The sequence below is a fragment of the Mucilaginibacter pedocola genome (assembly GCF_002013915.1).
Classification (GTDB): domain Bacteria; phylum Bacteroidota; class Bacteroidia; order Sphingobacteriales; family Sphingobacteriaceae; genus Mucilaginibacter; species Mucilaginibacter pedocola.
Map to the genome: position 1 here is coordinate 40,790 of NZ_MBTF01000006.1, position 19,390 is coordinate 60,179.

Here is a 19,390-nt window from a genome sequence, read left to right on the forward strand (position 1 = left end):
AAAAGCAACGTATGTTAGTTATAGTATATAACCAACCATAAATAACTTGATATGAAGGCTTACGTGCGTTTGATGATATTTTTTGCCATAGTGCTTATAGCTGCCTGCAAGCAAAAAGGTAACGGAACAAGCGATGCAGCTGACACAGCAGATGCACCCGACCTTCCCGACACTACCGAAGTACGCGCCATCCCTGCTGAGCAATTGATAAAACCCGGCGAAAGCATTGGCAAGATTAGGGTGGGAGAAGCTTTAGATTCGGTGATACTGGTGCTGGGCAAACCCGACACAGGCGATGCAGCCATGGGCAGCCAACTAAGCACATGGTATGCCAACCATGATACCACCGGTTATCAAACCAGCGTATTCAGCCACCGCAATATGGGCGGTAAGGACGAGAACAAGAGCCATATTAAGAAGATACTTGTCACCTCGCCATGGTTTAAAACTGCCGAGTACATCAGCACCGGCAACAACATGAAGGATATTGGTAAGTACTATAAATTAAAAGAGGGAAACAGCTACAAAGACAAAAACGAGCAAACCATTAAAACATACTCCGATATTGCCCGGGGTATCTCTTTTGAGATCGATGGCGCCGGCGAATGCGTGAGCATACTGGTACACCAGCCTAATTCAACGGCGGATACTTATTTGAATATGCATTAATGTGTTTGTGGCTATTCCTTGTTCTTTATTTAACCGCAAAGGGCGCAAAGTTTTCGCAAAGGAGCACAAAGCCCGGCATATTAAAAAAGAGGCATTTACCTTGTTTTTTTCTTTGCGGCTTTGCGTGAAATGACTTTCTAACACAAAAAATGCCCGGCTACTCACCGGGCATTTACATTCTTAATCCGTCGAATTTACTTTTTCTCCGGCATCAATATCAATTTGATGAGGTTGCTGGTGTTTAAGTATTTCGTAGCCGTTGCTTTGGTGCTTTCTACGGTTATTTGTTCCAGGTTGCTTACGTGTTTCAGTATGTCGGCAGCGTTTTCGCCATTTTGCGATGAACCGCCAAGGTAGCCTGCCCAAAATACATTCTCTTTTAACTGCACCTGGGTAGAGCGTGCTTCCTCGGCTACAAACTTTTGTATATCGGTAGCGGTTGCGCCGTTCAGCTTCAGTTTGCTTATTTCGTCCATGGTGGCGGCAATAAGCTTATCAACATTAGCGCTGCTGCAGGTAAAGTAAATGGTTACGGTATACCTGCCTGCCGGTATTTTGTTGTAAGTTATACGTACACCGGGTGAGTAAACGCCACTTTCCTGTTCGCGCAGGCGCTCGGTAAGTTTTATGTTCATCACCTCTTCCAAGGCATCCATCTGTATGTTGTTGGCTTCGCCATATTGGTAATCTCCACTGAACAGCATCTGTACCGAACTCTTATCATCCTGCCCTTTGTATACAGTTTTGGTTAACTGGCCTGCAGGTGGGTATATCTTCAGGTCGCGGTATGTTTCTTTTTTGCGGGTAGATGGCAACGACCCCAAATATGCCTCGATGTAAGGTTTAATTACGCCAACATCAAAATTACCTACAAAGGTGAAAGTAAAGCCGCTGGCATCGGCAAACCTGTCTTTAAAAAAGCTATAGGCCTTATCTAAAGTGGCTGCATTGAGGTTTGGCAATGTGGTAACCATAGCGCGCATGTTGTAGTTGCCCAATACTGCCGAAACCGTATCCTGGTAAACGCTCGACGGGTCTAAGCCACGGTTAGTCAGTATCGATCGTGTTTGGCTGATGTTGCCTTTCCAAATATCTTCATCCTTACGCGGCTGGGTAAAGTACAGGTAAATAAGCTGCATGGCGGTTTCAAAATCGCGCGGTGAGGCGCTGGCGCTTATGCCCTGCGTAGCATCTGCTATATACGGGCTCACGTTCACGTTTTTACCTGCCAGCATTTTCTCCAATTGTCCCTGGTTAAAATCGGCAATACCGCTACCGCCAATAATTGGCGCTGCCAGGTTAGCCGAAGTAAAATCGGCATCGCTGGCCAGCGATGTACCGCCAAAACTATAGCCGTTTATCAGTATCTGATCGTTTTTAAACTGCGTAGGTTTTAGTATTGCGGTAAGTCCGTTTTCCAGAACAAGCGTGGTAGTACCAATAGCCTCATCGGTTGTTTCGCTGGCTATTTTGCCCGGTGTGGGTAACTTTTCCATCAGCGGCCTAATGGTAACGTTATCCACATAAGCCGTAACGCCGGCACCGGCGGTATTTACCCAGGTTAAAAGTGTTTTTTCGTCGGGCAGTTTATCCTTGTCTTTTTCGGGGCCTTCAACAATTATAACGCGGTTTTGTTCGGTAATCACCTGGGCAGCCATGGCGTTCATATCGGCAGTGCCAATTTTATTAATGTTGCTTGCAATAAAATTGTACTCGAAATCGATACCCGGGATAGCTTCGCCGGTAATAAAGTGCTGGCTATACTGGCGCACAAAATTTGCCGAGTTGGTTTTATCGCGTTCGTTAAAGGCGTTTTGCATTTGCACAAGCGTAGCTTGCTTGGCACGTTCTAACTCGGTTAACGTAAAACCAAATTTGCGTGCGCGCTCGGTTTCGCCAACCAGGGTTTTAACAGCATTTTGCAGGTCGCCGGGTTTGGCAACCACTACTGCCGAGAAAGCATCCTGCTTGGCCACCAATGCTGAGTAGCTGGCCCTGGCATACAAAAATGGTGGATCGGGCTTGCGCTGCAACTCGTCTAAACGCTGGCTCATCATGTAGTTGAACAGGTTTACACGTACATCGTGCATATAATCTGTAGTAGTTTTCACTACTCTTGCCGGGTGCTTAACCACAATTTGCGCAAGTGTGTATGGGAACTCAGCATCGGTAGCGATCTTCACTACAGTACCGGGTGCTGCAGGCACGTTATATATTGCCCTTGGTTTTTCACCGGCAGGGTTAGTAAGCCCCGAAAATTTGTTTTTTATCAGTTCTTCAACCGTCTTCACATCAAAATCACCCACGGCAATTACCGCCTGCAAATCGGGGCGGTACCAATCGTGGTAGAAGCTTTTAATGGTAGCGGCATCAAAGGTTTTCAATACACTCTCCTGCCCAATAGGTAAGCGCGATGCATAGCGCGAGTTGTTCAGCAACACAGGCAGGGTTTGCAGGCTTAAACGCTCTTGCGCGTTTTTACCGCGCAGGCGTTGCTCTTCCAGCACCACGCCACGCTCTTTATCAAGCTCACTTTGGTCGAAGGTTACATAGCCGGCCCAGTTAGCCAAAATGTTGAAGCCATTTTTGAATACTTCGGCGCTATCAGTCGGTAATGGCAGTTGGTATATGGTTTCGTCGAAAGATGTACGCGCATTTAGATCGGCACCAAAACGTACGCCCGATTTTTGCAGGTAATTTACCAATTCGTTCTTCGGGAAATCGCGCGTGCCGTTAAAGGCCATGTGCTCGGTAAAGTGGGCAAGCCCTTGCTGGGCATCGGTTTCCAGTATAGAGCCGGCTTTTACTACCAAGTAAAGCTCGGCGCGGTTTTTTGGTTGCTCGTTGTGGCGTATGTAATAGGTAAGGCCGTTGGGCAGTTTACCTATGAGTACATCCTGATCGGTTGGTAACACGGTTGGCTTTACCACCGGTACAGCGGCAACAGGTTTGCTTTTTGGCGAAGGCGTGGGTTTTCTTTTAACCTGGGCAATGCTGCTTGTTGCAGCAACCGCAACAACTGCCAGGGTAACAGAAAAGTGTTTACTAAGGTTCATAAATCAATTAAGAATGAGAATGCTAAGATGCGAAACGAAAAATGGCTTTACAAATGGTTTTGAGCCTAAATACACTAAGCTTAAACCCAAGCCGCACGATTTAACATTTTTTAACAAAACAAAAACAAGCAGGGCACAAAAGCTTAACATAGCTTTGCCAAAGCATAATTTAACAAATTGAATTAGGCACCAACCGTTTAATAATATAAATTTGCGGTGAAACATTTAATAACGAATACCATGTCGCATCACGAAGAAGAAAAAAACTTTGATTACATATTTTACCTGGTTGCCCTTATCAGCGGCGTATTTGTAGGCGCTATAGTTGACCGTGGCTTTATCTGGATACCTGTAGGTGGCGTTTTCGGCTTGCTTACTGCTGCTGTATTCATCAAATTCCTCGTAAGAGGCCGTGAAGAGGTATAGCGAAAGCCTCCCGTCATTCATAAAAAACTGGAACCAGTTTTACGGCATTGTGCTTGTATGGCTGGTTTTTTTAATTATTGTATTTTCGCTCATTACCAATTATTTTGAATGAGCCTTACCGACTGGATAGTTCTTGCCGGCACCTTGCTGGCCATAGTTATTTATGGCGTTTTTAAAAGCGGCGCCAATAAAAATATCGACGAGTACCTGGGCAGCCGTTCGTTGCCCTGGTACCACGTTGGGCTATCGGTAATGGCCACGCAGGCCAGCGCCATCACTTTTCTTTCGGCACCCGGGCAGGCGTATACCGATGGGATGCGCTTTGTGCAGTTCTATTTCGGGCTGCCGCTGGCCACTATAGTGCTTTGCGTAACATTTGTGCCCATCTTCCACAAACTGAAGGTTTACACGGCCTATGAGTTTTTAGAAAGCAGGTTCGACCTGAAGACCCGCACGCTCACATCGCTGCTGTTCCTTATACAACGCGGGCTATCTACCGGTATCACTATTTACGCTCCTTCTATTATCCTGTCGGGTATATTGCATATCAATACTACCTACACCACTTTATTTATAGGCGGGCTGGTGTTGTTTTACACCGTTTATGGGGGCGCCAAGGCGGTATCGTACACCCAGCTACTACAAATGAGCATTATTTTTGGCGGGATGTTTTTGGCGGGCGCTTTTGTAGTGATGCTGATGCCGGGGGATGTCGGCTTTATTAAGTCGATAAAGCTCGCGGGTAATTTGGGTAAGATGAATGTTATCGACTGGAAATTTGACCCCAATAACCGCTACAATATCTGGAGCGGCATCATCGGCGGTTTCTTTTTACAATTGGCCTATTTCGGTACCGACCAAAGCCAGGTTGGCCGATACCTTACCGGCAGCTCGGTAGAGCAAAGCCGGCTGGGGCTCATTATGAACGGGCTGTTGAAAATACCCATGCAGTTTATGATACTGCTGGTTGGCGTGCTGGTTTTCAGCTTTTACCAGTTTAACCAGCCACCTGTTTTTTTTAACAACTACGAGGTTGAGCAAGTAAAGCAGAGCAATTATGCGCCGCAGTTTAACAAACTGGAAGCCGATTATAACAAAACCTTCGATAAACGAAAAGCCAAAGCCAACGAACTTGCCAAAGCTATAGACGGCCACGATGCTACAAAAATAAGCCGTGCCAAAACTGAACTGATGGGTCTTAACAAAGCCGCCGGGCAGATACGTAACGACGCCATTGCCGTTATAAAACAAAACAACAGCAAAGCCAATACGGATGACACCAACTACGTATTCCTCACCTTTGTTACGCAGTATTTGCCGCAAGGGTTAATCGGTTTGCTGATAGCCGTTATATTTTTAGCCTCCATGGGCTCCACCGCAAGCGGGCTAAACTCGCTGGCATCAACTACCGCGGTAGATATTTATAAGCGCATTGTTAACCCCAACGCGTCCGATAAAAGCTATGTAAACGCATCGCGCGTGGCAACTATATTTTGGGGGCTGTTTTGTATTGGCATGGCGCTGTATGCAGGTAAAATTGGCAACCTGCTGGAAGCCGTTAACCTGCTTGGCTCGTATATTTATGGCACAGTGCTTGGCGTTTTTGTTGTGGCCTTCTTCTTCAAAAAAATAAAGGGCACGCCTGTTTTTGTTGCGGCGGTACTTAGCGAGGCTATTATTTGTTACATGGGCTATAAAAACACGGTGGCTTATTTATGGCTAAACCCCATAGGTTGTTTTATGGTGATCATATTGGCGGCTATAATTAACCTGTTTATGAAGCCTAAACCACAAACGGCCTAAAACAAAAAAGGCGCGAAGTATCGCGCCTCTATAAAGATCAATCTTTTATTCTCTTAATTTTTAGCCTGGTTAATTACCGCCTCATTCAATCGAACGTACTCATCATCATTGGTCGCAAGGGCAATTTTAACACCTTCCTGGGCGGTAGCTATGGCTTTTGCCTTATCACCCATTTTTAACTGGATACGGGCTTTCCATAATTTATACCAGGGGCCATTGGGCTCCATTTGCTCGGCCTCTAAGGCCCATTTCATGGCCAGGTTAAGGTCCTTATCGTTTTCGTAAAAGTATTGTATGGCATTAAAGTAAGGGCGCTTAGCTTTATCGCCCAGCATTAATTTTTCGATGTTGGCAGTAATTTGCGCATCGTCATCGGTTTGCATATGGATAGGCACAGCGGTGTGGTCCCAAACAATATACAAGTCGGTAGATTTGGTGGTAGAGTTTGCAAACTGCATGGTAAGCGATTCACGTTTCTCATCAACCGGGCGCGACTTTACTTTGAAACGCAGCAGGTCGTCTTCCTGTTTGTAGCTATACGCACCCCATTGCCTTGCGGTTTTGTTCAGGATGATGGTCCACTCGTTTTCTTCGGGAATGCTGAACAGTGCGTAGGTACCGGCGGGTACTTTGTTGCCTTCTACAATTACATTTTCGGTAAACGTAATGGTTGTTGCAGCATTTGCACCCGTACGCCAAACCTGGCCAAACGGGTTTATGCCACCGAATATTTTGCGGCCTTTTACGTTGGGGCGGGAGTATGTAAGGGTTATTTTACCAAGGCCAAAATCCTGTATAATGGTTTGCGTAGAGCTGGCTTCGGGTATACGGAGTTCCTGTGCAAGGCTGCTGAAAGAAGTAAAACAGGCAAGCAAAATTGCACAAAGGCAACAATAGGCGTTCTTCATTAGTGGCTTAATTTAAACACTAAGGTAACAATTGTTGTATGAATTTTAAATGAAATGAATTTTGCGACAGTGTAGTGCAATACAGTAAAAGTAATACAAATGGGAGGGCATCTTCTTTCAAAAACATTATTAGTTCAACTCTCCACAATGGGCGTTTGAACTAATAATGCCTATTCTTAAATCGCTCCTATATTTTTCCAACTGTTAGTATCAAAAGCTATTAACACCGCGCACTACCCCGAAATAAAATACTCCCTTCGTTTCGATTTGTAGCTTTGCCGGTTAAAATGCGACGCGATCCAAGAATTGTCAGGTTTTAAATAGCCGGCATCAGGGTTGTTTTTGTTATTCTCTGTAAGTTTTTTGAAAATGTAGCGGGCATAATGATGGTCAAATATCCTCATAAATTCGCCAAAATAAATATCTGCCACTCGCGTATCTCCTCGTATAACCAGCATATTTTCATCGTTGATCCGCTGAGATGGCCTACTGAAGTTGGCTGAACCAGTAACTACTATCGGGTCTTCGCTTAGGGGGTCTATGAGCATAAACTTATTATGAATATAATCGTTTACGTTAAGTGGGTTATCCCGCTCTTCCCGAAAATTGAATAGTGATTTCTTGCCAAAGTGTCCTCCTGCAGCAAAAAGCACATCGTTGTCCTGGCCAATAATTTCATTTTTGCCAAGGTCGTCATCCTTTACGATATAACGCAACACATCATTTTGTTTTTGTATTACCTTTTGAAACACTTCGTCGATATTAAAGGCGAAAGTTATACACATTAATTTTTTTGCACTGTCCATCAAATCGGCGTACCATTGAAGGGTTGTATTATCGTCGTCTTCGTCCCTTGCACTGAATACCGGAAAAATCGAATTCCTATCCGGTAATCCTTTAGGTATGGGTGAATCTGCTTGGTTAAGTGCCCTTATTTTCCTTGAAGGGATGTTTTCTGAAAGATGTTTCCAATATTTCAAGTATGATCGAGCTATATCACTGTCCCATACAATATGGCCAACATTCGATTGTCCAAAAATCCCCCCCGCTGAAATATTTGTCGACCCGGTCCATACTGCAACTGGTTCATCCTTATGTAATAGCACTATAAATTTATTATGCCTTATACCTTCTGAAACAGTTCTTTTTATAACCGCTTTTATTTTGTCGAGGCCGGCAGCTTCGATAGTTTCCAAGCTACTCACCTTATAACTACTTTCGGCATCATATACTATTTTCACATCAGCCCCGGCTTCGGCACTTTTCGCAAATGCAACAGCTACGGGGAGGTAATGAAATTCATACAAGGCAGCCCTAAGGGAGTATTCTTCACTCTTTGCCAATGCAATGAAGCCGGTTAAAGCTTCGAATAAGCCTCGTGAAAGCCATACCATCTCTTTTGAAAAGGGCTCATTTTCATCAGGAGGCGCATTGCCGAATTCCCTTGCATAGGCCTGAGAACCAATAACTCCGCGATTAAAGAAAATATCATGGCCTTTTTTATTATCAATAGAATTGCCTTCCGCTTCCATTTCTAACTCCGTATTTATCGCAATTTCAAGAGAATTCTCATCATCAAGTTTCATAAACTTTACCGTGCCGTAAGCAGGAACTATTCGAAATGAATAATGATGATTTGCTTTAGCTGTATAATCACACCATTGAAACGATTGTATCGGGTGGTCTGAAGTATTAACAGGAGTACCCGGCGCAAGGCCTACGTCCTTATTTTTAAATCGTTTGATACCTTTCATCCAGTAGCGCTCGGTAGGTACGCCATTTTTATACTCAGTTCGCTCGATTTAGAAACCAAGCAAATTATCGGTATTTACCTGATTAGGCGTTAAAAAGTCCCAAGCAAGGACTACAACATAAGTGCCGGCATACGCGCGCCCCTTTAACATCGCGTTGGTAATTAATTGTGATCTCATAAGGTTTTAAATTTGCCTGTTAAGTTACTCAACATTTTCTTTGATTTAGCAAATAATTTTTTATAACATATTAATTTTCTGCGATTTAAATACTTATCAAACTTTATTTCGCAAAATGACTGCTACAGGAATCAAAATTACTTGTCACCATAAAAAATAAAAGCCCCCCAGACTTGCTCCGGGGGACTTTCAACCTAAACCTTATCACAATTAACCGGCAGAGTCGCCGGTCCGTGAAGTATATTACAAATACTATACCAAAATAAAATAAATGTTTAACCGTATTTTATTTGTTACTTAACATGCTGTATTTGCAGTATTGACAGCCTTGCTTAGTGTAATTTTTACAGTTAATGTCAGTGGTGTCAGCAAAAACGTCCACACTTGTACACAATTAGTGTTGCTTAACGTCTCGTTTTCTACGCAAATAAGCATCAAACAAAAATAATCCCATTACCACATCAAAAAACAGGAAACCTTTTACAATGCTTCCCGAGAAGAAACTTTTTACGTGCGTGGCATCTAACTGCTGGGGTATTTTAACATCAAAAGTGGTATTTCCGCCCCGCACCGTCCAATCCATACTACCGAAGGCAACGCCCAGCAGCACCAGTATCGAGACGATGAAAAATGCAGCTATACCCCATATGATACGCTTGTTGATAGTTGCTTTAAGCGGTTGCATGGCATTTTCGGTACGGATGCTTTCCATCACATTGTAGGTAAACGCCATAGATGGCTCGTCCAGTTCCATCGTGCCGAACTCTTCGTTCAGCTTTAGCAGCTCAGCGTACTTTAAGCTATAAGCTTCATCCTGTGCTATGAGCTTTGTAATGGCCTGCTCCTCGGCGGGTGTGCAGGTGCCATCAATATAACTCCAAAGTTGTTCTTCCATGTGGTTCATATCAACTCCTTAACTTCGTGTTTTAAATTGCGCTCCAGCTTTTCTTTCAAACGCTGGCGTGCCCTAAATAGTTTCACCTTTACGGTGTTGGCTTCCATACCCAATGTTTGGGCAATTTCTTCCAAACTCTGCTCGCCTTTGTAAAATAAAGTTATTACGGCGGCATCGTCGGGCAGCAACTGCTCAATAGCCTGGTTTAGGTAAAACGACCTCGATTTGTTCTCGATGTTGTGCGCATCGTAGGCGCTGGGTTTACCCTCTATCTGTATATAGCCTTCATCATCGTCTATAGATGAAGTATCCACGCGCTTCTTTCTCAAGAATGTCATGGAAGTTGTATACACTATGCTATACAGCCAAGTACTGAATTTGCTCTGCTGCTGAAAGCTTGCCAAATTGCGGTAAGCCTTCACAAAGCAATCCTGCGCTATCTCCTCGGCATCTTCGCGGGTCTTTGCAAAACGCATGGCCAGTGTAAACACAAAGCGCTGGTGCCGTTTAACCAGATCGGCATAGGCCGCCTGGTTACCCGCCAATGTTTGCTCTATCAATTCTATATCCGAAAGCTTGCTTTGCATATACAACCTCTCTGACTACACGATGGAAGCTTAGGTTACACTCTAATTTACGATTTTAGATTTTCGAATTACGATTTGTATAAATGTACCTCTATTTGAATTGCTTAGCAAAGGAAAAAAAGGCTAACCCTTCAGGTTGTTGTTCACAAAGTTTTGGATGTATTGGCGTATCAGCTCGCGCACGGCGCGGAATTGTTCCATCACCTGTTCTTCGGTACCTTGTGCCTTGGCCGGGTCGGGGAAGTTGTAGTGTAATTTAACTGCCCGCGTGGGGAAGTAAGGGCAGCTTTCTTTGGCGTTGTCGCAAACGGTTATTACAAAATCGAAATCGACACCGAGGTATTCGTTCACATTGTTGGAGGTGTGTGAGGAAATATCGATGCCGTCACGCTTCATGATCTCGATGGCGCGCGGGTTAACGCCATGGGTTTCTATACCCGCGCTGTAAATGTTGGCTATGTTGCCTGCAAAGTATTTTAAATAACCCTCGGCAATTTGGCTGCGGCAGCTATTGCCGGTGCATAGTACCAGTATATTTTTCATGTAAAGCTTTATACAAATAACCAGATGATGTTAATGATGCAAAACTTGGCATCCCAGCCAAATAATAATTGAAGTATGAGTACCGAAGTTGTTATGATCAGCGGTTTACGGTATTGATAACCTTTAGTACGCAGCCAGGCCGAAGCGTGGCCGGCACCGTTAAGTGAAGCATTTTTCATTATTATACTATTGGCTTTTCGGCAAATACGGTTACGCTGAATATTCCTGTACTACCTGCCTTAAAGCTTTCCAGCTCCGGTATATCCAGGTATTTGTTCAGGATATCATCGGGTATTACAATAACCTTTTCTTTCTGGATGGTTATACCCTTAAAACCATTGTTGGTTATCAGCTGCAGGTAAGCATCTTTCTGAATAGCACCCGCAACGCAGCCGGCGTACATTTCGGCATCTTGGCGCAAGGCATCAGGCAGGGCGCCAACCAATACAATGTCAGATATACTGAAGTGTCCGCCGGGCTTTAATACACGGTAGATCTCTTTTAACACTGCATCTTTATTGGGCACCAGGTTTAATACGCAGTTGCTAACAATTACATCTGCCATATCAGATGCTACGGGCATTTCTTCTATATCGCCCCGGCGGAACTCCACATTATCAAAGCCCAATTTTGCGGCATTTGCAATGGCTTTTTCTATCATAGCGGGCGTAAAGTCGATACCGATAACCTTACCTGTTTCGCCGGTTTCGGCGCGGGCTATAAAGCAATCGTTGCCTGCACCGCTGCCAAGGTCTATCACCACATCGCCTTTTTTTATTTGTGCGAATTGCGTGGGCAGCCCGCAGCCCAGGCCAAGGTCGGCATCCGGGTTATAACCTTGCATTTCGGTGTAATCGTCGCTCATGATATTATACACCTCGGTTGAGCAGCCACCCGCGCCGCAGCACGATGCCTGGTTGGTTTCTTTATCCTGCAAAGCAATGCTGCTATACTTCTGCCTTACAATTTCTTTTAGTTTGTCGTTAGCTTCCATATTCATTGTAATATTACGATTGATTTGTGTAAAAAATTTTAACAGCAGGTATTACTTACTTTATACGATGCGAAAAGCTTATTTAACTCGTTTTGCAATGCTGCCCATGCCTTTGGTTCAATACAGTAGCAAACGCTTACCCCTTCAATAGTGCCCTGTATCAACCCTACTTTTTTTAGTTCTTTTAAGTGCTGCGATATGGTAGCCTGCGCCAGGCCCAACTCCAAAACCAGGTCGCCGCAAATACAGGCATTAGCTTTTATCAGTTCCTGCAAAATGGCAATGCGGGCAGGGTGTGCAATGGCCTTTAATTGGTTGGCCAGTGTGTTCTGCTCTTCGGTATATATTTCTGATTTAGTAACGCCCATATATCTATCGCAATATTACGATTAATATTTTAAATGCAAGGGTAAAAGTCGCTTAAAATAAATAACAGGCTTATTCTTCTGAGGATCGCATGCGCTGGGACGCGCGCAAAGCAGCTTTCTTCGCGTTTTTATCCGCTTCAAGCTTTCTAACCAGCTCCAACACGCGCTGCGAAGGGTTTTTGATATGTAATACTTTGGAAGCCATTGCAATATAAAGATAGCATTCGATAGAGTAACACAAAGTCAGCAGCAAAGAAATATTCCGAAATTATTTTCACTCAGGGTGTAACCTGATCAAAAAACGTGTGGTCATAGCTTACAAATACACCGTGGTGGTGGTTTTGAAAACAAAAATTACACACTTATAAATTTAAAATATCATGGAAACCGCAAACTTAGGCATACTGGCAGGCATCATTGCCATTATAAGCTTCTTCGCTACCATATTTGGTGGCATCTATTTAAGCCGTCGCGAAAAATTAGCGATGATAGAAAGAGGGATGGACCCTCGCAGCTACAAACCGCAACCTGCTCCTTATCAGAATTTAAAATGGGGTTTACTGCTGGTAGGCGCAGGCCTTGGGTTGTTCCTGGCCTTCTTGCTCGACCGCACCGTATTTGCCGGCGCAAACCGTTATGAAGACGGGGAGAATGCGGCCATCTACTTTGCTTTAGTAGCTATCTTCGGTGGCCTGGGCCTGGTTCTTTCTTACCGCATCGAGAAGAAAGAGCTCTACACTAACGAAAAAGAATAAGCCCGCGCAAAACCTTTACAAAACACAAATGCCCCGAAATTTTCGGGGCATTTGTTGTTTATAAATATCTTTCCTTCAATATCCGCAGGTGGTGCAATTCGTGCCCGGCTGCCATGTAAACCAGTGCGCGGACGGTAATAGGGTTGTCGTTAGATGTACCCCAGTTGTTTATCTGCGCTTCGGTTAAATTACGGAATACATACAGGTTAGATAAGCGGGTGATCTTAAATTCGTCTGCAAGGTCCTTTAAGCTACGGCTGTTGTAATCGGTGCCGTTCACGTAGGTATCCTGGTCGAAGCCCGGCAATACGGCAGGCTCGCGCGATATGCAAAAGGCACGGAAGGCAAATACCCTTTCGGTATCTATGATGTGGCCCAACACTTCTTTAATGGTCCACTTCCCTTCGGCGTAAGCATACAGCGCTTTCTCTTCAGGCAGGTTGGTAAACAACTCGTAGGTGTCAGTAAGCGAATCGGTTAATAACTGCATTACATCAGCACCATCGGGTACCATGTTTACATACGTACCGGCAAATACCGGGTACTCGTTAGGTTGCGGGCGTGCTATCATCATTTAAACTTTTTAATACTATCCTAAAGGTGGTGCCTTTTCCCACTTCCGAGTCGCGCACAAATATCTGCCCGTTGTGGTAATTATTTATCATACGCTTGGTGAGCGATAGGCCTAAACCCCAGCCCCTTTTGCGCGTAGTGTACCCCGGCTGAAACACGGTTTCGAACTTAGAACGGGGGATACCTTTGCCCGTATCCGACACATCTATAAAAACCTGTTTTTTGGCGCGGTTGCCGCTAATGTTTACCTTAATGCTCCCCGTGCCGTCAATCGCGTTAACGGCATTCTTTAGCAAATTCTCCAACACCCAATCAAACAGGGGTACATTCAGCCCGGCGAATAATGCCTGGTTGCCCGTAAGCTCAAAACTGATCTTGTCGCTCACGCGTACTTTAAAGTAGTCTACAAAATCTTTCACCACATCGTACACAGGCTGGGTTTCCAGTTTGGGTACCGAACCTATCTTGGAGAAACGGTCGGCCACTATCTCCAGCCTTTTTACGTCGTTCTCCATCTCCGCCATCAGCGGGTCGTTTTCGGCGTCGAACTTATCTTTTATCAGTTCTATCCAGGCCATCAGCGATGATATAGGTGTACCCAACTGGTGTGCGGTTTCTTTAGCAAGCCCCACCCAAACCTGGTTCTGTTCCGATTTGCGCGAGGAGCTGAAGGCCGTATACGCCACCATTAAAAATATAGCGATAACGGTAAGCTGTATATACGGGAATATCTTTAACTGCGTAAGCAGGGGCGAGTCTTTATAGTAAACGAACCAAGGTTCCTTCAGTACCGTAAGCTGTATAGGTTCGTGCTGGCTTTTCATGTATTCCAGCTCCTGCTTAAAATATTCAGGGTCGTATTTCTGGTGTTTTTCCTTTAGTTCGGCTTCGTCTAATTTAATGAAGGTTTTAGTGGTATCGAGCCCACGGGTAAGCTGAAACTCGCCTTTAGAATCCACCACCAAAGCCGGCACCACCGAGCTATCGCGAACGGCCAGTACATAGTTCAGGAAGTCGTTATCGTCCGACGATAGCATCTGCCGCATACTCATGGCCCATACCTGTGCGCGGGTACGCTCAGATTTGGCAATGTTTTTTACAAGATAGCTGGTATATAGCAACGAACCACTGGCAATAACTACCGCAAATGCAAGCAGCGAATATTTCCATCGGCGTTTTTGTTGGTATGGATTCATTTTTTAAAGTCGGAGGTCCGAAGTCGGTAAGTCCGAAGAAGCGGCAAAGTACGTAAAATGTTTTTATTTGAGAGTCCGAAGTCGGTAAGTTGGGAAAGTCCGAAAGATGAATAGTGTCGTATTCCTGTCCTTTCTTTGGGCTTTCGGACCGCGGACTTTCCGACTTCTGACTTCCCACTTAAGACTTTCCGACTTAAAACTTATCTTTGCCCCACTATGCCTGAAAAGAAAGTAAGAGTCCGTTTTGCGCCGAGCCCTACCGGTGGTTTACACCTGGGTGGTGTGCGTACCGTTTTGTTTAACTACCTGTTCGCCAAACAGCATGGCGGCGATTTTGTGCTGCGTATTGAAGATACCGACCAAACCCGTTACGTAGAGGGCGCCGAAAAATATATTAACGATTGCCTTGCCTGGTGCGGGCTGATACCTGATGAAAGCCCGGCAAAAGGTGGCCAGTATGCCCCCTACCGCCAAACCGAACGCAAACCCATATACCGCGAATACGCAGAGCGCCTGGTAGCCCAGGGTCACGCTTATTATGCTTTTGATACGCCCGAAGAACTGGATGCTAAACGCAAAGAGATACCAAACTTTCAGTACGGGCATGCGCACCGTAGCACATTGCGTAATTCGCTGAGCCTGCCGTTGAGCGAAGTAGAAACCTTGCTGCATAATGGTACGCCGCACGTTATCCGTATAAAAATGCCGGAAAACGAAACAGTGAGCTTTACCGATATGATACGCGGGCACGTGAGCTTTGACACCGCGCAGGTTGACGATAAAGTATTACTGAAGGCAGACGGTATGCCTACCTACCACTTAGCCGTGGTGGTCGACGACTATTTAATGAAAATAACCCACGCTTTCCGCGGCGAAGAATGGCTGCCATCGGCACCGGTACATTTGCTGCTTTGGGAGTATTTGGGCTGGAAGGCCGATATGCCGCAATGGGCACACTTGCCGCTGATATTAAAACCCGACGGGCACGGCAAGCTAAGCAAGCGCGATGGCGCGCGCCTGGGTTTCCCGGTGTTCGCCATGAATTGGTACGATGCCAAAAACGATGAGCTTACCCCGGGTTTCCGCGAGTTGGGCTTCTTGCCCGGCGCATTTGTAAACCTGCTGGCCATGCTGGGCTGGAACGATGGCACCGACCAGGAAATATTTACGCTGGATGAACTGGTAGAGAAATTCTCGATAGACCGCGTGAGCAAGGCCGGCGCTAAATTCGATTTCGAAAAAGCCAAATGGTACAATGCCGAGTGGATAAAACGCTCACCGGCCGAAAGCCTGAAAGTAAAAGTAGCCGAGGTATTAACCGCCAACGGCATCACTATAAATAAAGAAGCATACCTGCTGAAGATAATTGATATGGTGAAAGACCGCTGCATAATGGTAGCTGATTTTTACCAGCAGGCCGGTTACTTCTTCCGCGCACCGTTAGAGTACGATGTAAACTCGGTGAAACCTAAATGGACAGATGTTAAGACGGATTTCTTCATCGAACTAAAAGAAGTATTCAGCAACACCGATACTTTTGAACCAGCCGAACTGGAAGCTAAATTCAAAGCCCTTGCCGAAGCAAAAGGATTAAAAATTGGCGATGTAATGTTGCCTTTCCGTATTATGCTGGTAGGTGGTAAGTTTGGCCCGCATGTGTTTGATATAGCAGCCTTATTAGGCGAGGCAGAGACTTTAAAAAGGATAGATTTGGCGCTGGCGGTGTTTACCGCTTAAGGTGGCTAATTAACCGCAAAGGCCGCAGAGAAAAAATGCAAAGAAGCGCAAAGCTTTGCAAACTTATTATAAGGCAAAACTTTTCTTCTTTGCGTCTTAAGGTGGTGAGTGTTAAAAACTTTGCGCTTCTTTGCGCTAACCGACATGCAAATCCTCTGCGTACTTTGCGGTAAACAACGAATTATAAAGGCGGAAATTTAAAGGCTCTTCCGCATCACATAATCGTTCATCCAATAATCCCCTATCGGGATATCCTCCTCATAAACCACCTCGAAGCCCATTTTTTCGTAGAAAGTTTTGGCCTTGTTGTAGCGGTTCACGTTAAGGTCTAAAGTATGTTTGCCGGCCTCGCGGGTTTTATCGGCAACGGCGTTTATTAGTATTTTGCCATAGCCTTTGCCCTGGGTTACGGGCAGGCAATATAATTTGTGTAGTTTGTATATCTCAGCGTCTTCTTCGCGTGGCGAGTAGGCTGCAAAGGCAACCGGTTTGCCCCCTTCCTCCAGCAATAAAAAGGTTTGCTCGTTATTCACGATCTGACCGGTAATTTTATCGCGCGAGTAAATGGTGCTCAGCATATATTCTACCTGCTCTTTACCCACTAAATGCTCGTAGGTTGGCCACCAGGTAGCTTCGGCTATCTGCAAAATGGTATCAACATCGGCTATGGTTGCCTCTCTTATGGTATACATGCAGCAATATTAATGATTTTCTTCCGGGTCGATAACCGGTGCCGAAGAAACGGTTTGCCCCACACCGAAGTACTCTTCCAGTTCGCTTAGGGTTGATGAGTTGGTAGCTATATCTTTAATAATAACGCCTTTCTCCATCAGCAAAATGCGGTCGCACACATCGGTAACGTGGTTAAGGTCGTGGCTTGATACTATGGTTGCTACACCGTGATTTTTGTTCTCTGCCTTCAGGATATTCTTCAGGCGGAACTGTGTGCTTGGGTCTATGTTAGCGAAGGGTTCATCCAGCATCAGCAATGTTGGCTTTTGCAGCAGGCAAGCGGCAACACCTACTTTACATTGGTTACCCTTGCTCAGGTCGCGGATGTATTTGCCTTTTTTGAGTATTTCGCCATTGAAAAAATCGTTCAACCCCAATAAGGTTTCGTCCACCTGCGCCTTATTCTTTCCATGCAAACCGCCGATAAAATAAAAGTATTCTTCGGGGGTGAGGTAATCTATCAAAAAGCCTTCATCAAGGTAGGCCGCGGTGTAGTCTTTCCAGGCTTCGGCACCGGCTACGTTAGCGCCGTTTGATAATACTTCGCCGCTTTCGGGGCGTATCAGGTCCAATATCATCCTGAACAGCGTGGTTTTACCTGCGCCGTTGTTGCCTACCAGGCCAATGCTTTCGCCTTTTTTTATCTCCAGTTGCGGCACGTTTACTACGGTAACGCCGGCATAAACTTTCTTGAGGTTTTTTATCTCTATCATCTTATTTATTTCTGAAGCCCTCGGCTATTTTAAATCGTTTTGAATTGAAATCGGCTTCCAGTTTGTTTATCCAGAAGTTACGGGTTAGGATAAATATTACCGCCACAACGGCCAGCGCTGCAAAACCGGCATCGGCCATGCCGAAGAGTTTAAACGGCCAATAAACCACATAGGGCAAAATCAGCAGCGGGAACGATAGCAGTAATTGCGTAGCGCCCACGCCTTCCCAATTGAAGGACGCTCCTTTCGATAGGTCGATACGTTTATAATTGCGGTTGGCGAAAAAGAGCACGATGGTTGTATTTACGCCGAGGTTCCAGAGGTACATAATAAAATGTATCATCACCACGCGCCAGCCAAAGTATACGTAAGGCGTTGTAAGGATAAAGGCGGCTGTTGATACCAGCGTGAACAGCAGGTATTTGGCTTTCAAAAAGTCCTTAAAATTTACCTTGCTCACCAGTATACCATCAAAATGCCCGGCCTGCCAGCTGAACATAAACTGCCCGTAGCTGATGATGAAAATCCCCGTCATAAACATGCCCACAAACACCTTCATACTTTCGCCGTAAACTTTTTGGGTGTAGAATATCAGCCCGTAGCATAAAAAGAAAAGCCCCATAATGAGCGCCGAGCGGGGGCGCTTGTTGCGCAGGATGAGTTTTATTTCGTTAGCTACCAAATCGCCTATGTGGCCAAAGCGGCCAAGCAATGGTATCTCGGTACTGCTTTTATATGCCGATGCCTTGCGCGAACCCAATTCTTCGAGGTAGAGGTTGCCTTTTAAATAAACAAAGTTGAGGTAGAACATCGCTCCACCTAAAATTATGGGGAGCAACACCAGGTAAGGCTTGGTTAATAGTGCCCCGAAAAAAAGGTACGATAAGTTGCGGATAGAATAAAAATGCCACAGGTAATCGCCGCAGCAAATAAGGGTTAATATAGCGCCGGCCATCAGGAATATCCACCCGTTAAGGTTGGCTTTGCGCTTGATGTACATAGCCAGGTAGTTGTTAAATACCGACAAGGCCAGTATCGCAACAAAAAACGCCAAAGCCGCCACAAAGCCCGATGCTGCTAATATTTTGGTAAAAATAAAGGGCGAGAACAGGATGATGGGCCAAAGGTTGAAGAAGGAAAGCAAAGCCGTCAGGGCCAAATAGCCTACTACACTATTGCGCTTTACAGGCAAATGCAGGTAAGGCTGCACCTTCAGCGTGGGTAGTTCCTGCAGTTGCATACGCATGAGCAAGTCGAACAGGAAATAGACGAGGATGATGCCGCAGAATACAACCGTGGTATCTTCATTCGGGGAAACCTTCTCTAATATCAACCCTAAAAAGATTCCCAGCGCCACCACATACGACAATAAAATGAGGATAAGCACCCCCATTATGGCCTTTACCGCTATGGTTTTGCCGGTGTTTTTTGAGCGCCAGAATGCTTTGAGCTCATGGCTAAAGAAGGTTGATATCATAGCTGAATTATTGTGCGGTTAGTGCGT

The 19,390-nt window shown here is 45.3% G+C and carries 19 protein-coding genes; 5 read left to right on the forward strand and 14 right to left on the reverse strand.

Annotated features, from left to right (window positions below; all coding sequences use genetic code 11):
• Window positions 1-51 precede the first annotated feature (51 nt).
• Window positions 52-669 carry a hypothetical protein gene (locus BC343_RS09175; RefSeq protein ID WP_078347485.1) on the forward strand — a complete coding sequence of 206 codons (618 nt, stop codon included), beginning with the start codon at window positions 52-54 and terminating at the stop codon, window positions 667-669.
• A 194-nt stretch (window positions 670-863) separates the two neighbouring features.
• On the opposite strand, the gene BC343_RS09180 is transcribed toward BC343_RS09175, so the two are convergent.
• Window positions 864-3,725, reverse strand: a complete 2,862-nt coding sequence (locus tag BC343_RS09180; protein WP_078347486.1) for a M16 family metallopeptidase — start codon at window positions 3,723-3,725, stop codon at window positions 864-866.
• Between the two features lie 240 nt (window positions 3,726-3,965).
• On the opposite strand from BC343_RS09180, the gene BC343_RS09185 reads away from it, so the two are divergent.
• Both BC343_RS09185 and BC343_RS09190 read left to right on the forward strand, forming a co-directional pair.
• Complete coding sequence (locus BC343_RS09185) at window positions 3,966-4,151, forward strand: hypothetical protein (protein ID WP_078347487.1); 186 nt, start codon at window positions 3,966-3,968, stop codon at window positions 4,149-4,151.
• A 108-nt stretch (window positions 4,152-4,259) separates the two neighbouring features.
• On the forward strand, window positions 4,260-5,954 hold the full coding sequence (locus tag BC343_RS09190; RefSeq protein ID WP_078347488.1) for a sodium:solute symporter: 1,695 nt from the start codon (window positions 4,260-4,262) through the stop codon (window positions 5,952-5,954).
• A gap of 53 nt (window positions 5,955-6,007) precedes the next feature.
• On the opposite strand, the gene BC343_RS09195 is transcribed toward BC343_RS09190, so the two are convergent.
• The 8 genes from BC343_RS09195 to BC343_RS09225 all read right to left on the reverse strand — a co-directional run bounded on the left by BC343_RS09195 (window position 6,008) and on the right by BC343_RS09225 (window position 12,180).
• Entirely contained in the window at window positions 6,008-6,862 is an 855-nt protein-coding gene (locus tag BC343_RS09195) for a DUF2911 domain-containing protein (protein WP_078347489.1), read from the reverse strand.
• 233 nt (window positions 6,863-7,095) lie between these two features.
• Window positions 7,096-8,616: a phospholipase D-like domain-containing protein gene (locus tag BC343_RS09200; RefSeq protein WP_202909757.1), complete on the reverse strand. Its 1,521-nt coding sequence runs from the start codon at window positions 8,614-8,616 to the stop codon at window positions 7,096-7,098.
• A gap of 571 nt (window positions 8,617-9,187) precedes the next feature.
• Window positions 9,188-9,688 (reverse strand): anti-sigma factor, encoded by a 501-nt coding sequence (locus BC343_RS09205; RefSeq protein ID WP_143822123.1) that lies wholly within the window; start codon window positions 9,686-9,688, stop codon window positions 9,188-9,190.
• A gap of 5 nt (window positions 9,689-9,693) precedes the next feature.
• Window positions 9,694-10,275 (reverse strand): RNA polymerase sigma factor, encoded by a 582-nt coding sequence (locus BC343_RS09210; RefSeq protein ID WP_078347491.1) that lies wholly within the window; start codon window positions 10,273-10,275, stop codon window positions 9,694-9,696.
• Between the two features lie 123 nt (window positions 10,276-10,398).
• A complete protein-coding gene (locus BC343_RS09215; protein WP_078347492.1) occupies window positions 10,399-10,818 on the reverse strand; it encodes an arsenate reductase ArsC in 420 nt (139 codons plus the stop codon).
• Window positions 10,819-10,826: 8 nt separating this feature from the next.
• Complete coding sequence (locus tag BC343_RS30980) at window positions 10,827-10,997, reverse strand: hypothetical protein (protein ID WP_156088744.1); 171 nt, start codon at window positions 10,995-10,997, stop codon at window positions 10,827-10,829.
• A gap of 2 nt (window positions 10,998-10,999) precedes the next feature.
• The gene (locus BC343_RS09220) at window positions 11,000-11,812 is read right to left on the reverse strand and encodes an arsenite methyltransferase (protein ID WP_078347583.1); all 813 of its coding nucleotides are present in this window, start codon (window positions 11,810-11,812) and stop codon (window positions 11,000-11,002) included.
• 38 nt (window positions 11,813-11,850) lie between these two features.
• The gene (locus tag BC343_RS09225; protein WP_078347493.1) at window positions 11,851-12,180 is read right to left on the reverse strand and encodes an ArsR/SmtB family transcription factor; all 330 of its coding nucleotides are present in this window, start codon (window positions 12,178-12,180) and stop codon (window positions 11,851-11,853) included.
• A 380-nt stretch (window positions 12,181-12,560) separates the two neighbouring features.
• Here BC343_RS09225 and BC343_RS09230 point away from each other — a divergent pair, with 380 nt between their 5' ends.
• Complete coding sequence (locus BC343_RS09230; RefSeq protein ID WP_078347494.1) at window positions 12,561-12,935, forward strand: DUF6249 domain-containing protein; 375 nt, start codon at window positions 12,561-12,563, stop codon at window positions 12,933-12,935.
• 58 nt (window positions 12,936-12,993) lie between these two features.
• Here the strand turns inward: BC343_RS09230 and BC343_RS09235 are convergent, their stop codons facing one another.
• Window positions 12,994-13,509 (reverse strand): DinB family protein, encoded by a 516-nt coding sequence (locus BC343_RS09235; protein WP_238381735.1) that lies wholly within the window; start codon window positions 13,507-13,509, stop codon window positions 12,994-12,996.
• Window positions 13,484-14,704, reverse strand: coding sequence for a sensor histidine kinase (locus BC343_RS09240; protein WP_078347495.1), 1,221 nt, complete (start codon window positions 14,702-14,704; stop codon window positions 13,484-13,486). Before BC343_RS09240 ends, BC343_RS09235 begins: the two co-directional genes overlap by 26 nt.
• A gap of 216 nt (window positions 14,705-14,920) precedes the next feature.
• On the opposite strand from BC343_RS09240, the gene gltX reads away from it, so the two are divergent.
• Window positions 14,921-16,441 (forward strand): glutamate--tRNA ligase, encoded by a 1,521-nt coding sequence (gene gltX, locus BC343_RS09245; protein ID WP_078347496.1) that lies wholly within the window; start codon window positions 14,921-14,923, stop codon window positions 16,439-16,441.
• Between the two features lie 197 nt (window positions 16,442-16,638).
• On the opposite strand, the gene BC343_RS09250 is transcribed toward gltX, so the two are convergent.
• From BC343_RS09250 to BC343_RS09260, 3 genes are read right to left on the reverse strand one after another with little or no spacing between them, the layout of a single operon-like run.
• Entirely contained in the window at window positions 16,639-17,133 is a 495-nt protein-coding gene (locus BC343_RS09250) for a GNAT family N-acetyltransferase (protein WP_078347497.1), read from the reverse strand.
• Between the two features lie 9 nt (window positions 17,134-17,142).
• Complete coding sequence (locus tag BC343_RS09255; RefSeq protein WP_078347498.1) at window positions 17,143-17,886, reverse strand: ABC transporter ATP-binding protein; 744 nt, start codon at window positions 17,884-17,886, stop codon at window positions 17,143-17,145.
• Between the two features lies 1 nt (window position 17,887).
• Window positions 17,888-19,363, reverse strand: a complete 1,476-nt coding sequence (locus tag BC343_RS09260) for a DUF5687 family protein (protein WP_078347499.1) — start codon at window positions 19,361-19,363, stop codon at window positions 17,888-17,890.
• Between the last annotated feature and the right edge of the window lie 27 nt (window positions 19,364-19,390).

What these genes read in the sequence shown, in the direction of transcription:
- BC343_RS09175 (WP_078347485.1), top strand. Translation starts at nt 52, where the DNA reads ATGAAGGCTTACGTGCGTTTGATGATATTTTTTGCCATAGTGCTTATA.
- BC343_RS09180 (WP_078347486.1), bottom strand. Translation starts at nt 3,725, where the DNA reads ATGAACCTTAGTAAACACTTTTCTGTTACCCTGGCAGTTGTTGCGGTT.
- BC343_RS09185 (WP_078347487.1), top strand. Translation starts at nt 3,966, where the DNA reads ATGTCGCATCACGAAGAAGAAAAAAACTTTGATTACATATTTTACCTG.
- BC343_RS09190 (WP_078347488.1), top strand. Translation starts at nt 4,260, where the DNA reads ATGAGCCTTACCGACTGGATAGTTCTTGCCGGCACCTTGCTGGCCATA.
- BC343_RS09195 (WP_078347489.1), bottom strand. Translation starts at nt 6,862, where the DNA reads ATGAAGAACGCCTATTGTTGCCTTTGTGCAATTTTGCTTGCCTGTTTT.
- BC343_RS09200 (WP_202909757.1), bottom strand. Translation starts at nt 8,616, where the DNA reads ATGAAAGGTATCAAACGATTTAAAAATAAGGACGTAGGCCTTGCGCCG.
- BC343_RS09205 (WP_143822123.1), bottom strand. Translation starts at nt 9,688, where the DNA reads ATGGAAGAACAACTTTGGAGTTATATTGATGGCACCTGCACACCCGCC.
- BC343_RS09210 (WP_078347491.1), bottom strand. Translation starts at nt 10,275, where the DNA reads ATGCAAAGCAAGCTTTCGGATATAGAATTGATAGAGCAAACATTGGCG.
- BC343_RS09215 (WP_078347492.1), bottom strand. Translation starts at nt 10,818, where the DNA reads ATGAAAAATATACTGGTACTATGCACCGGCAATAGCTGCCGCAGCCAA.
- BC343_RS30980 (WP_156088744.1), bottom strand. Translation starts at nt 10,997, where the DNA reads ATGAAAAATGCTTCACTTAACGGTGCCGGCCACGCTTCGGCCTGGCTG.
- BC343_RS09220 (WP_078347583.1), bottom strand. Translation starts at nt 11,812, where the DNA reads ATGGAAGCTAACGACAAACTAAAAGAAATTGTAAGGCAGAAGTATAGC.
- BC343_RS09225 (WP_078347493.1), bottom strand. Translation starts at nt 12,180, where the DNA reads ATGGGCGTTACTAAATCAGAAATATATACCGAAGAGCAGAACACACTG.
- BC343_RS09230 (WP_078347494.1), top strand. Translation starts at nt 12,561, where the DNA reads ATGGAAACCGCAAACTTAGGCATACTGGCAGGCATCATTGCCATTATA.
- BC343_RS09235 (WP_238381735.1), bottom strand. Translation starts at nt 13,509, where the DNA reads ATGATGATAGCACGCCCGCAACCTAACGAGTACCCGGTATTTGCCGGT.
- BC343_RS09240 (WP_078347495.1), bottom strand. Translation starts at nt 14,704, where the DNA reads ATGAATCCATACCAACAAAAACGCCGATGGAAATATTCGCTGCTTGCA.
- gltX (WP_078347496.1), top strand. Translation starts at nt 14,921, where the DNA reads ATGCCTGAAAAGAAAGTAAGAGTCCGTTTTGCGCCGAGCCCTACCGGT.
- BC343_RS09250 (WP_078347497.1), bottom strand. Translation starts at nt 17,133, where the DNA reads ATGTATACCATAAGAGAGGCAACCATAGCCGATGTTGATACCATTTTG.
- BC343_RS09255 (WP_078347498.1), bottom strand. Translation starts at nt 17,886, where the DNA reads ATGATAGAGATAAAAAACCTCAAGAAAGTTTATGCCGGCGTTACCGTA.
- BC343_RS09260 (WP_078347499.1), bottom strand. Translation starts at nt 19,363, where the DNA reads ATGATATCAACCTTCTTTAGCCATGAGCTCAAAGCATTCTGGCGCTCA.